This window comes from Flavobacterium flavipallidum, assembly GCF_038289905.1.
GTDB lineage: Bacteria > Bacteroidota > Bacteroidia > Flavobacteriales > Flavobacteriaceae > Flavobacterium > Flavobacterium flavipallidum.
This window is the reverse complement of the sequence record NZ_JBBYHU010000006.1, coordinates 1-13,506: the sequence shown is the minus strand read 5'-3', so window position 1 is coordinate 13,506 and position 13,506 is coordinate 1. Positions and strand designations below refer to the sequence as shown.

The 13,506-nt window shown below is 32.0% G+C and carries 9 protein-coding genes; 2 read left to right on the top strand and 7 right to left on the bottom strand.

Annotated elements, in window-relative coordinates; genetic code table 11:
• Positions 1-2: 2 nt before the first annotated feature.
• From AAEO59_RS04635 to AAEO59_RS04610, 6 genes are all read right to left on the bottom strand, one after another.
• Positions 3-1,322: an MFS transporter gene (locus AAEO59_RS04635; RefSeq protein WP_341699572.1), complete on the bottom strand. Its 1,320-nt coding sequence runs from the start codon at positions 1,320-1,322 to the stop codon at positions 3-5.
• A gap of 69 nt (positions 1,323-1,391) precedes the next feature.
• Positions 1,392-2,570, bottom strand: coding sequence for a Gfo/Idh/MocA family protein (locus AAEO59_RS04630; RefSeq protein ID WP_341699571.1), 1,179 nt, complete (start codon positions 2,568-2,570; stop codon positions 1,392-1,394).
• Position 2,571: 1 nt separating this feature from the next.
• Positions 2,572-3,612, bottom strand: a complete 1,041-nt coding sequence (locus AAEO59_RS04625; protein WP_341699570.1) for a glycoside hydrolase family 5 protein — start codon at positions 3,610-3,612, stop codon at positions 2,572-2,574.
• A gap of 19 nt (positions 3,613-3,631) precedes the next feature.
• Positions 3,632-4,573 (bottom strand): sugar phosphate isomerase/epimerase family protein, encoded by a 942-nt coding sequence (locus AAEO59_RS04620; protein WP_341699569.1) that lies wholly within the window; start codon positions 4,571-4,573, stop codon positions 3,632-3,634.
• Between the two features lie 517 nt (positions 4,574-5,090).
• The gene (locus AAEO59_RS04615; RefSeq protein ID WP_341699568.1) at positions 5,091-5,561 is read right to left on the bottom strand and encodes a c-type cytochrome; all 471 of its coding nucleotides are present in this window, start codon (positions 5,559-5,561) and stop codon (positions 5,091-5,093) included.
• Positions 5,562-5,564: 3 nt separating this feature from the next.
• Positions 5,565-6,680, bottom strand: coding sequence for a PQQ-dependent sugar dehydrogenase (locus tag AAEO59_RS04610; protein WP_341699567.1), 1,116 nt, complete (start codon positions 6,678-6,680; stop codon positions 5,565-5,567).
• 409 nt (positions 6,681-7,089) lie between these two features.
• Between AAEO59_RS04610 and AAEO59_RS04605 the strand changes: the two genes are divergently transcribed.
• Positions 7,090-7,539: a GlcG/HbpS family heme-binding protein gene (locus tag AAEO59_RS04605; protein ID WP_341699566.1), complete on the top strand. Its 450-nt coding sequence runs from the start codon at positions 7,090-7,092 to the stop codon at positions 7,537-7,539.
• Between the two features lie 47 nt (positions 7,540-7,586).
• Positions 7,587-8,582, top strand: a complete 996-nt coding sequence (gene mgrA, locus AAEO59_RS04600) for an L-glyceraldehyde 3-phosphate reductase (RefSeq protein ID WP_341699565.1) — start codon at positions 7,587-7,589, stop codon at positions 8,580-8,582.
• A 46-nt stretch (positions 8,583-8,628) separates the two neighbouring features.
• Here the strand turns inward: mgrA and AAEO59_RS04595 are convergent, their stop codons facing one another.
• On the bottom strand, positions 8,629-12,768 hold the full coding sequence (locus tag AAEO59_RS04595; protein ID WP_341699564.1) for a two-component regulator propeller domain-containing protein: 4,140 nt from the start codon (positions 12,766-12,768) through the stop codon (positions 8,629-8,631).
• Positions 12,769-13,506: the final 738 nt, after the last annotated feature.

Below are 13,506 nucleotides of genomic sequence, written 5' to 3'. Positions count from 1 at the left end.
AATTAAATATTTGCTCTGGTCATTTTTGGAACCAAAAGACTAAAGACGAACCAGGCAACCAAATAGGAAAGAGCACAAATAATAAACATTATATAATAGCCTGTTTCAATATTTCCTATCCCCGAATAATAATCCAAGATTAACCCTGCTGATTTTGCAATAATTACTCCTCCTGCAGCTCCAATCATACCTCCAATTCCAACGACTGAAGCAACCGCTTTTTTAGGAAACATATCTGAAACTGTAGTGAAAATATTGGCAGACCATGCTTGATGCGCAGATGCTGCCAAACCAATAATAACAACTGCATACCAGTAGTTATATGTTCCCAACCATTGAGCTATCAACATGGGTAACGCACAAAAAGCAAAAATTAATAATGCGGTTCTACGGGCTTTATAAATAGGCCAACCGCGACCTATAAAATACCCTGAAAGCCAACCTCCACCAATACTCCCAAACATAGCCATCGTATAGACAACAGCAATTGGCAAGGCTAATTCCATTTTCGTCATTCCGTATTGTTTGTTTAAAAAAGAAGGCAACCAAAACAATAAAAACCACCAAACAGGATCACTAAAAAATTTCAATGAAGCAAAAGCCCATGTTTGCTTATAACCCAATAATTTCACCCATTTAACTTTTTCCTGTTTTTCTGAAATTGTTAAATCATCAATATCATCGGCATGTATATAATCATATTCTGCTTTTGATATTTTTTTGTGCTTATGAGGGCTCTCATAAAATAGCCACCAAAAAAGCAACCAGATAAGTCCAATGACTCCTGTAATGATAAACGCCCATTCCCATCCCCATACCTCTGCGATAAAAGGAACCGTAAGCGGCGCCAAAATAGCACCAATATTTGTCCCTGAATTAAATATTCCAGCCGCCAAAGCGCGTTCTTTTTTAGGAAACCATTCGGCTACAGTTTTAATCGCTGCCGGAAAATTACCGGCTTCACTTACTCCCAAAACACCTCTAGCGATCATAAAACCAAAAGTCGATTTTGCTAATGCATGACCAATGGAAGCAATACTCCAAATCGTTAATGAAAGTGCATAACCCCATTTCGTCCCGATCTTATCAATAATAAATCCGGATCCCACCATTCCTATAGCATATGTAACTTGAAAAACTACTACTATGTTTGCATAATCGGACTCATTCCAATTAAATAATGGGGTTAAATAATCGTCTTTTAACAGACTGATGACTTGACGGTCTAAATAGTTGATTGTTGTGGCAAAAAAGACAAGTGAAAGAATGGTCCATCTGTACTTTTTCCCTTCAAACACTTGATTTTCATTATTTAAATTCATTATATAGTATTTTTTTTTGAATTAGATGTATTCATCAATAAAATGAACTTGAACTAATTATTTAATTAATTATAAAATTGTTATTGGCATTTCGACACCATTTTGTTCGGCAGACAAATAGGCCGTATAAATCGTTACAATTACGTCAGCGGCTAATTTGCTGTTGCTTTCATTTGGTTCACCAAAAACCAAGGATCTGTAAAATGCATCCATTTCGTGTTGGTACCCATTAAACCAAGCCTCGTCAGGAGACACAAAAGACCAACCCTGTTTGGTTTCTGTCTTTTCAACAACATAAATATCATTGAAGTTTTCTTCTTTTGGATTATAAGTTATCATCGCATCATTAGGCGCTATATTACAAAGTGTCCTATGATTATTTGCATGCACTTCGACATAGTTTTTTACTCCGCCCTGCAACAATTCGCTTGCCACAATATCGGCGATGGTTCCGTCCTCAAAAACAAGATGAATGGAAGCATAATCTTCTACGTCAGTATAGGTATCTCGCAAATGTCCTCCTTCGTTTTTAAAGCTTGCCATTCTTGTAATTTTATGTGTTCTTGCCGAAATACTTTTAGGGCGAATTGGTATTCCTGTTCGAGCTCTCCCTTCTACATGCTTCAAATAAATCGAAGCGGCCAAAGGATGACTTCCCTTTCCCATTAATGAGCCTCCGCCTGAAAGATGCCATTTTCCGTAATCCATGGAATGCGAACCAGAGTGGGATTGTTGTGCTTGAATCCAAAGGATTTGTGCCTTCGTTTTTTCAATAATTTCACGTTCTTTCTGAATAGCTGGTGCATAAACCCAATTTTCTGCGTAGAAAATGGATCCTTCGCTTTCCTCTTCCGCCTTTAGCATCCGCTGAATGCTTTCCTTAGCCTGTTTTAATCCAATTTCTCTTGAAAAGGTATCACCATTAAATACTGAGGATCCGTCTCCAAAATATCCTGTAAATGGTTTTTCAACGATAACATGTTTCCCGCGTTTCAATACAGCTATAACTAATTCTTCATGAGTTGATGGCGGTGTGCAGACATGCAGCATATCCGAAGCATCAATTAATTCCTCCAGACTGTCAAGATTTTTGATATTTCGAGGAGCAGTAAAATTTATTGCATTACGGGTAGAAAATGCTCCCGCTATTTTTACCTTGGTACTGTATATCCTTTTGATTGCTTCATAATGGAAATTTGCGGCAAAACCGGATCCAATAATTCCAGCCCTTACAATTTTTTCATTCATTTTAATTTTTCTTTTTCTTGGATGGAATTAAAGCATTCAAAAGGTCTGTTTTCCATTCGTCCTTGTCCATATCATAAACAATGAAATCGGAATCAAACTGCCAATAACTCCAACTCCATTTTCTTAATTCGGCCTGTCTAGCAACATAATTGGTCCAACGAAGACGAGACGGCATATCCGCTTTTTCATACGCTCCAAATTCCCCAAGTGTTAACGGTACATTATGTATTTTTGACCAATCTTGAGCCATATCAAAATCAAGACGAACAGCGTCTTTTTCACTTTTAGACTCTAGCCATTCAATACCACTCAAATCTTTATTGTTCTTGGACCATGGAGCCCCTTGATGTGTAAACTGAATCGGACTGTAATAATGAATGGCTACAATTATATTTTTATCCTTTTCGGGTAAATCAAGGTCTTTTAAAAACTTTATCTGATTGCCATTAATTGCTCCTATAAGAAGAGTTCTGTCTGGATTGGACTCTCTTAAAATCTTGTAGGCTTCTTTTTGGATTTCATTCCATATTTCAGGCTTCATATTGGGTTCATTGCATATTTCAAACAGAACATCATTTGAATACTCTTTGCAATGAATGGCTATTTGTTTCCACATAGACAACAACTTCGCTTTATTACCTAAAGGATCTTTTCCCATTGCACCATGCTCATGAAAATCTACTATTACCATCAATTTATTTTTCAATGATTCCTTAATAGCATAATCCAAGGTGGTATAAAAGTTGGGATTTATAGTGTAGGTGGAATCATCCATGGCGAACTTAAACGGACTCATCACCAATCGGACATTACTAAAACCAGCCTCTTTGATTAGTTTAAAATGTTTGTCTTTCATCCGGGCTTTGGACGCATCCTTCCAAATAGGGTCATACCCAATAATATTAACCCCTCTTCCTAAACGGGTATTTTGCTCAAATGCAAAACCTGTACCCCATTTATTTTGGGCAGACAAGATGAACGAACCGGTTAGAAAAAATAATACAACAAGGATTATACTACTTCTTTTAATACTGCTTTTCATTATTTTAAATTTTAAAAGACTATTTATAAACTTTATCTCTTGCGATATTTAATTCATTAATCAAATCAGGAACAAGCACAAATGGATCGTATTGAATTCCTTTTAGCAATATGGTCTCTATCGGAAAATAACCTTTAACACCTGTTCTCTTAAAAATTTCCATCAAACGCTCCAAATCAGTTCGGATTGGACTTCCAATACCAAAAGCGCTCTCTTTAATCTGCCAGTTTACTGCATAAGGAGCTGTAATTTCGATATCCACATAAGGATCGGTGGTTTTAAAATTACCTGTATCTACAATTAAACCCGCCCATTTACTATCAACACCTTTCAAAACTTTCAAACACTGTTCAGCGCTTTGAAGCATATCCCCATGATTTTGTATACCAATCTTAACACCGTATTTTTCGCCTTCAACAGCACATTGTTTGTAGGCATCAATCATCCATTCTGCTACTTCGTCCCACTTATCTTCATAACCTTTTGGGATTTCACCAGCAAAAACTCTCAAAACCGGAGCTCCTAATTTTGAAGCTACCACTACCCATTTTTTGGCTAATTCTACATCGGCCGCTCTGACAGCTGGATCAGGTGAAGCAAAATTGTTTCGAATCCCAGTTCCTGTGATAACAATACCTAATTGTTTTGCTTTATTTCGAAGTTGTGCTATATATTCGTCAGAAGGAACCTCTGGATATCCCGGAAAATAATACCCGGTTAAATCAATTGCCTCAATTTTTTGAGAAGCACACCAGTCCATTAAATTAAATAAAGTATACAATGGCTGTTTATCTTTTTGATGTTTAGCGGATAACAAATCATTAAAAGAATAAGCATTTAAAGACACTTTGACCTCTGGTTGTTTTTGTTTTGACTTTTGGGCAAAAGAGGAACAATTCGTTAGAGCAAAAATTGCAACAGCAAAAATTACGACTAACTGAAAGATGTTATTTTTCTTCATTTTTTTGGTTTTTATTTTTTTTGATTAATAAATTGGTTTATCTAAATCACTATAGCAAATATTACCATTACTTCTTTTTAAGCAGTGTCTGAGAATTTTTTTTTAGGGGTACATACGTATCATATGCCTAAATAATAAATAAACTAACTGAGCTTTTCCTCTCTGAAAAACCAAAATCGCAATCAGAGACTTTTCAGCCTTAAAAAAACGGCAGAACATTTTTTAGGATAGTATTGAGACTAAATTCAAGAGGAAGTAAAGTGACTATTGATTTTACTAAAGAATTTTAATCAAAAGCCTATATCATAAAAAAAGGGGATTTGAGATCAGTATTCCATATATCCTTTTATCTGGGTAACCCAATAAATTTTATGATAACGTATCATTTACTTTTCTTATAAATAAACAAAACCGCAATAGTTAAGACTCATTAAAATCTTAATACTGCGGTTTGTATTTGGGTTAATTTAAAAGAAAAGTTATCTATTCTAATTCTTTTTAAAAAGGATGTAGTTCCTTATATTTTAAGAATTGCCTTGACTTCTTCAACGGTCACCATTTTATTTTGCTTATTGGACCAAGAATTCATTATATAATTCATTACATCAGCCACTTCCTGATTTTCAAGACCTAATCCCGGCATAATGTTGTTGAACTTTTTACCCTTAACTATAATAACACCTGTTTGCCCGTATTTTATTGCATGTATACTTTGTTTTCGCTTCTTGAAAAGCCAATCTGAGCCATCAAGAGGAGGAAAATTAACCAAATCTCCTTTTCCGTTTGCCAAATGACATTGGACACAGAAATCAGAATAAATTTCTTTACCCCTGTTTATACTTTTTTGTAAATTAGTTTTATCCTGATTCTCGTCAGAAATTAAGTGTTTTTTACTATCGACTTCTTTTAAAACGGAACTCGACAAACCAAAATAGGCTAAACTGAGCAAAAGAGTACTTGTCAAAAAATAAAGTTTATTAACTATCATTGTTTAATTAGGTATAATTCTAAAGATTCCTTTTTGTTCTACAGCAAAATAGATATAGCCATCATGTCCTTGGATTACATTTCTCACACGCCCTATATCAGTAGCAATTTTTTGTCTACTGATTACTTTGTTGTCTTTCATTTTAAGCAGTTCTAAATATTTAAATTTCATGGCTCCCACAAGTAAACATCCTTTCCAATCTGGATAACGGTCACCGGAAACAAAAACCATTCCTCCAGGAGCAATAGAAGGAACCCAATAATATAAAGGTTGTTCCATTCCTTCCTTTTCTGTTATATCACTTATAATTTTTCCATCATAATTAATACCATAAGTAATTACAGGCCAACCATAATTAGCTCCTTTTTTGACAATATTAATTTCATCACCACCTTGCGGACCGTGTTCATGTGTCCAAATTTCGCCTGTAATTGGATTTTTGGTCATTCCTTGGGGATTACGATGACCAAATGAAAAAATAGCTTCCTTTGCACCAGGCTTCCCTACAAATGGATTATCTTCAGGTATTCTTCCATCCTCTTGCAATCGATAAATTTTCCCTCCATCTCGAGTAACATCTTGGGGATTTTCAAATTTTTTATCTCTCTCGCCAATACTGAAATAAACATAACCTTGATTATCAAATGCTATTCGAGAACCAAAATGATTAGGACCTGTGGTATTTGGGGTTGCCTTGTATAATTCTTCCATTTGCACCAAACTGTCATCAACTAACTTTGCACGAATTAGTTTAGTGTTACCTCCTTCTCCCTCCACATCTTCTGAAGAAAAAGTCATATAAATCCACCCATTAATTTCAAAATTTGGATGTAACGCTATATCCAATAAACCTCCTTGACCACGCTTATAGACCTTAGGAACATTTTTGACTTCTGTATTTACACCGTTTTTTACATGAAAAAGCGAGCCGCTTTTTTCCGTTACCAACAATGTATTATCTGGCAACAGAACCATTCCCCAAGGAATAACAATTCCACTAGCCACTTGTTCGAATGTATAACTTATAACTTCGTCTTCAATAGGAATGTCATTTTGTTTTACTTGTGCATTACAATTCAAAATAAAAAATAAAAATAATATAGGACTGATTTTAACCATGGATTTACATTTTTTGTTTACAGTTTGATTGCTTAATCAATTTGGCAAATATCCTCATTCCCTCTTTCTCAATAGTGTCTAAAGATTTTTAAATAGGGGGGTATATGTATTGTTTATGATTCTGAGCTGCTAATTATAATTTGTCTTAGTAATTCTGCTCTTTTCAATTATCTGTAAACCACTTTAGAAACATTTCTACCCCCAAAGAAAAACTCTTGTGACCACCCTACTCTTTTTTTATAAATATATTTGAACACTTATTAATTCCTTTGTTTAAACCCATTTATACTTGATGAATGAAACAATACTCTTAAAAATCGATAATCAAAACCTATATTTTTCGCAAACGGAAAAGAAATAAATCTAATTTTATAAAGTCCGATTAAAAAATCAAATAATAACGACACAGATGAACAACAATGAAATGTTAGAAATTACAAATAAAATATTCAATGCCATTGAAAAACTAATCCCTTTGTATATGGGCAATCCAGAAGACAAAAGCATTTCAAATGGAAATTTGGCTGTTTGTATAATTGATGAGAATCAAAATGTCTATGGGAAAATGTTTGGAAGCAATACACCAAGATTAAGACAATCTTATACAGTAGCGTGGACAAAAGCTAGTCAGGTTTGGTTAACAGGTGTTAAAACAGGTGAATACGAAAGAATGGTTTTTACAAAAGTAGTAGATGAAAATGCTAATGGAATTGAAGCTCCAGACCTTATTGGTTGGGAAGGAGGACAACCTATTACACTAAATACTGGATTAAAACTGGCAGTAGGTTTTAGTGGACTTAGAGGAACAAGTGACCTTGAAATCATGAAAAAAGCACTTGCCAAATATGAATCTTTGTAAAAAAAAGAATGTCTTTATTTCAATTTATAACTTTTAAAATTATTTTTATGCAATACAAACCTAATCCCGAACGATACCAAAAAATGGAATATCGAAGATGTGGTAATAGCGGATTAAAATTACCTGCAATTTCACTAGGCTTATGGCATAACTTTGGTGATATAGATACTCTTGAAAATGCTCGTAATATATTACGTGTAGCTTTTGATAACGGTATCACTCATTTTGATCTTGCCAATAATTATGGGCCTCCTCCAGGTTCGGCAGAAGCAAATTTTGGAAAAATATTTAAGGAGGATTTTATCCCGTATCGAGATGAATTAATAATTTCTACCAAAGCTGGCTGGGGCATGTGGGATGGCCCTTATGGAGATTGGGGTTCTAAAAAATATCTAGTTGCTAGCCTTGATCAAAGTTTAAAAAGAATGGGGTTAGAATATGTAGATATTTTTTATCACCACCGTCCAGATCCAGAAACCCCTTTAGAAGAAACTATGGCTGCATTAGATTTAATGGTCAGGCAAGGAAAAGCATTGTATGTAGGCATATCTAGTTATGAACCTGAAGAGGCGGCAAAAGCTTTTGATATATTAAAACAATTAGGAACTCCTTGCCTAATTCATCAACCCAGATATTCTATGTTTGATCGCTGGGTTGAAAATGGACTTTTGGATGTTTTAAAACAATTCCAAGTGGGATGTATTCCTTTTTCTCCACTCGCTCAAGGATTGTTAACCAATAAATATTTAAAAGGAATACCCGCTGGTTCAAGAGCATCAAGTCAACGTGGTAATGGTGCAATTGATGAAAATCAAGTATCGGATGAGAAAATAAAAAAAGTAATTCAATTGAATACTCTTGCTGAAGAACGTGGCCAAAACCTAGCTCAAATGGCATTAGCATGGATATTAAAAGACAACCAAATTAGTTCGGTTCTTGTAGGTGTCAGTAAACCTGAACAACTATTAGATTCTATAAATTGTCTTCAAAATTATTTCTTTTCAGAAGAAGAATTAAATAGAATTAACCTAATTTTAGAATAATTCTGTTTTTAAATTAATTGTCAAAGGCCCTTAATTGGGCCTTTTTTTACTCTTTTCCTGTTTGTGAACTCTTATATTCAGTAGGAGATAATTTGTAAAGTTTTTTGAATTCTTTACTAAAATGTTTTCTATCATTAAATCCAACCATATATGTAATCTCAGATACTGGAAAATTAGTATGGATTAACAAATTTGCGGCTTTTTTCAATCTCATATCTTTAATAAACCCAGCTACTGATTGATTAGTTATTGTTTGAACTTTTTTATACAAAACAGTTCTACTCATTCCTATTTCTTTTACTAAATCATTTACATCAAAATTAGAATTGTCAATATTATCATTAATTATTTGAGTCAATTTCTTAAGAAAAATTCCTTCAGGTGTTTCTAAATTTTCAATTTCTAAACCTCCAATAAATTTTTCACTATATTTTTGACGTATTATCTCTTTAGCAGATAATAAATTTATAATATTTAGTTTTAAAACTTCAATACTAAAAGGTTTGGAAATATAAGAATCGGCTCCCGTGGAAAGGCCTTCTATCCTATTCAAGGTAGATGATTTTGCCGTCAATAAAATAACAGGTATATGATTTGTATTTTGATTTGTTTTTAATATTTTGCACAATTCAAAACCATCCATTTCAGGCATCATAACATCACTAATAATTAAATCCGGAATCTCTTTTTCCATAAAATCTAATGCATCTTGAGCATTGAAAAATTTCAAAATCCGATAATCTTCTCTTAAAACATCATAAACAAATGATAAGACCTCTTCATTATCATCTATAATTAAAAGTGTTTTTTTATCATCTTGATATTCTTCTATATATTCTTCTACCTTCTGCATTATAATTTCAGCTTTTTGATCTACAATCAAACTTTCAAAGTCAGGTTTAGAAAATTGATTTTCTACTATTTGAGACTTCTTCAAATGCTCCTTTCCTTTCTTTAAAGTAATTGTAAAAATAGTTGTAAAATTAGAGTCCTTTTCCGTTTGAACTTTAAGTTCTCCTTTATGTAACTCAACAATGCTTTTACTTAATGCCAATCCAATTCCACTACCCAAATTATTACTACCTCTATCGTCTAATTGAAAAAAGTTTTTAAATATTTTCTGCTTTCTGTTTTCAGGAATACCAATACCATTATCTTTTACTTTTATCTCTAATATATCTGAATCCTTTCCTTTTTGTTCTACGGCCAAAGTAATGCGACCATTTTTATTAGTAAACTTAAATGCATTTGAAAGTAAATTATAAATAACTTTTTCCATTTGATTTTTATCAAAATACACCAAAATAGAATTAATATTCAAAACAAATTTATAATCAATGTTCTTTTCAACAGCAATTCCTCTAAATGATTCATAAATTTCAAAGCAAAACGGTACAATATCTTGTTGTTCACAATAAATTTTCATGCTCCCCTTCTCTGCTTTTCGAAAATCCATTAATTCATTTACCAATTTCAATAATCGATCTGAATTATTTTTAATAATTTTCAATTTATTCTCTAGAGTACTATCTTTCTCAGCACTATTTAAAAGTTGTTCAACAGGTCCGCTAATAAGTGTCAATGGTGTTCTAATTTCGTGCGAAACATTGGTAAAAAAATCCAGCTTCATTTTATACATTTCCTGCTGTCTTTCTTTCTCAACCTGCTCATAGTATAGGGCTCGCTTTAATATTTCTCGATTTCTAAAAAAACGAAAAAGAAATATTGAAGAAATAATAATCAGACAAAAATAAATCATGTAAGCCCACCAAGTTCTCCACCATGGTGGAAGTATAATTATTTTTATAGTTTTAATGGAGGGGTTCCACAATCCCTTTTCATTTGATGTCTTAATACTTAAAACATAACTACCTGATTGTAGGTCTACTAAATTTATATTATGTTGTGATCCTATATCATGCCAATCATCTTTATTAAACAACCTTTCTAACTTATAAGAATACATATTATTCTCTGTATTTACAAAGTTCATTGCACTAAACTCAATCCCTATAAAAGACTGACTATGTTTCAAAGTTATTTCAGATGTTTCTGTTATTGTTTTTTCAAGAGGAACCTCCTTATTTCCAGGCAATATCTCTTTATTATTAACAATAAGTTTAGTTAAAACAATTTCACTTTCATTTTGAGTTTTAACTACTTTTAATGGATTAAAAACTATAAGACCTTTTGATGATCCAAAAACAAGTTGATTTTCATTTAAATTTAAACCAGAATTAGTCGAAAATTGTTTTACTTTCAAACCATCTTTAGATGAGAAAGTAGTTATTTCAAAATTAGAGGCTTTGAATGGTAAGTTAAAATTTTTTATTTTTATTCTATACAACAAATCATTAGCCGTTACCCATAGATTACCTTCTGCATCTTCCACAATACTTTTTATTGTTTCATCAGTGAAGCCCATCGATTTATTAATGACATAAAATTTCTCAGTTTTTTCGTCAAAATAATTAAGCCCATCGTAATCAGCTCCTATCCAAAGTCTTTTTTTTGAATCTGTAAATAATACTGTCAAGCTATTATTAGCAATAGAATTAGTAGAACCCGTTCTATATACTTTTATAACTTTATTTGTTTTTTTATCAAACAAATCCAATCCATCTTGAGTAGCTAACCATAAAAAATTATTTCGATTTTCAATGTCTGTTACAAAATTATCACTTAATGAATTGCGGTTACCATCAGCTAAATATATCTCAAGTTTTCCAGTTGATGTAACTTTCTTTAATCCGCTCCCATTACTACCAACCCATAAATCACCATGATCCATTAACAAGGAATTTATAGGCCTTTCATCATTATTAAATCCATTTAAAGACAATGGTATGTTTCTAAATATTTTATTTTTCTTATTAAATTCAAAAAGACCATTATATGTTCCGCATAATAAAACATCTGGATTTTTATTAACTAATGCCGAAATTGTATTGAGTCGTTTTTCTGTATCATAAGGATCTATAAGATAAGAGGAACTCCTATTATTTTTAAAATCAAGACAATTTAATCCTCCACCATAAGTACCGATCCACAATACTCCATTATCATCTTTTTCAATTGCATTTACTAAAGAATTATTCAATCCAAAATTTGATATAGTAGTTTCACTAATATCAATAAAATTGGTATTAGTGGTATGAAAAAAGTTCACTCCACCTCCAACTGTACCCAACCATACACTCCCATATCGATCTTTTAATAAACATTTTACATCATTATCTGAAAGGCTATAACTTATTAAAGGATCATGTTTATAATTAAAAAATTTATTTTTATCTTTTTTAAAAATACACAAACCATTTTTAGTTGCAAACCAAAGGGTATTATCATCAATAGATATTATATCATTAACCCAATTAGATGCTAAACTATTTTTATTTTTAAAATTTTGTAAATAATTGATTAGTTTGTTATTTTTTTTAGAAAACAAAAACGCACCATTAGTTTCTGTTGCAAACCATAAATCACCATTTTTTTCTTTAACAATCTTGATAATCTTGGCTTTCGAAAACGATATATTATTTTCGAAAATTTCAGGTAATTTCTTTTCATTCCCATTTTTAATATCAAAACATTTTAAGCCCTTGGCTGTACCTACAAAAACACCATACTGATTATCATAAAATAAAGTAAGTGCCCTACATTCCCGAAAGACTGAATTAGGGTCAGACGAAATTTCTTTTAGTAATTTATTTTTGAAATCTAACCTTTTAACACCTCCAAAAGTCCCTATCCACAAATTTTCAAATGGATCTTGGATAATAGAAGAAATATAATTTCTACCTCCTTTAATTGGAGGGATATCAATATTTATAAAGCTATTCTTTTTTCTATTAAATAGATTTAAACCATTATTAGTACCAATCCATAGGTTGCTTGCTTTATCTTCTAATATTACATTAATATGATTGTTGCTTATGGTTCCTAAATCTTTTTTGTTTCTAGAGAATTTTAAATAATTGTATCCATCATATCTGATTAATCCATTAGCAGTGCCTATCCATATAAAACCTTTCTTAGTTTGGTGTATACTAGATATCATACTTTGTGAAAAATTCACATCATAGTTTATATGGTCAAAATACAAATTTGTCCCCTGTGACCTAACAAAATTGGGATGAAAAAAAGATAATATAAAACAAACAAAAAAGGTTGTTATTTTCTTCATATTAAAAGATTAAAAATTAAGATATAAAATCACTTAATAATAACATGCAAGGTAAAGGTATAATAAAATTACAAAAGGGGGTATGTGTACTATTAAAGGGGTGTATATATGCAACAAAGATACTTTAATGCCTAGTTCTCTAGCTAACTCTGAGAAATTGCTTCTTTCATTACTTAATTCCTCAACTTTGATTTTGAAAGCTGGATCGTAAATTTTTCTTTCTTGTTTCATGTGTTAAAATTAAGATTTTACTCTTAACTTAAATTGTATGCTAAATTAGTATTTCCATAAAAGTGTTTATCTAATTTTCAGAAGGAAATGAAGGTAGTCTAATCCAAATTTAATTGTACTTTTCTATTATTGTCGCTGCTGAATACGAATTAGCATGAATATACTTTTGTTTCAAACATGTATAAAAAACAAAAAATCCTCAACAGGACATCCAAACCACCAAAATCAAAAATCATCTTACAGATTCTTCCAAATAATAGGCTAATTTCTTCAAATCCTCTACAAAATGTTTCGACATTTGTTCGTTTGTGGTCACTTGACAGGAGAAGGGATTAAAACAATCACTTTTCCTGTTTTTTTTTAAACATAACTCACTGTCTATCTGGGATCAAGTTCAAAAGTTGGGGACTAAGCAAAAAGATTGGATAATCTGAATAGAAAAAAATCAATTTTTCTGACTCCTCTAAATTGACTTCTGAAAGCTTTTATTTTCGCATTAAAAGATTC

Bases quoted from the DNA above. Each gene is read 5' to 3' on its own strand.
- AAEO59_RS04595 (WP_341699564.1), bottom strand. From the start codon at position 12,768: ATGAAGAAAATAACAACCTTTTTTGTTTGTTTTATATTATCTTTTTTT.
- AAEO59_RS04635 (WP_341699572.1), bottom strand. From the start codon at position 1,322: ATGAATTTAAATAATGAAAATCAAGTGTTTGAAGGGAAAAAGTACAGA.
- AAEO59_RS04630 (WP_341699571.1), bottom strand. From the start codon at position 2,570: ATGAATGAAAAAATTGTAAGGGCTGGAATTATTGGATCCGGTTTTGCC.
- AAEO59_RS04625 (WP_341699570.1), bottom strand. From the start codon at position 3,612: ATGAAAAGCAGTATTAAAAGAAGTAGTATAATCCTTGTTGTATTATTT.
- AAEO59_RS04620 (WP_341699569.1), bottom strand. From the start codon at position 4,573: ATGAAGAAAAATAACATCTTTCAGTTAGTCGTAATTTTTGCTGTTGCA.
- mgrA (WP_341699565.1), top strand. From the start codon at position 7,587: ATGCAATACAAACCTAATCCCGAACGATACCAAAAAATGGAATATCGA.
- AAEO59_RS04615 (WP_341699568.1), bottom strand. From the start codon at position 5,561: ATGATAGTTAATAAACTTTATTTTTTGACAAGTACTCTTTTGCTCAGT.
- AAEO59_RS04605 (WP_341699566.1), top strand. From the start codon at position 7,090: ATGAACAACAATGAAATGTTAGAAATTACAAATAAAATATTCAATGCC.
- AAEO59_RS04610 (WP_341699567.1), bottom strand. From the start codon at position 6,680: ATGGTTAAAATCAGTCCTATATTATTTTTATTTTTTATTTTGAATTGT.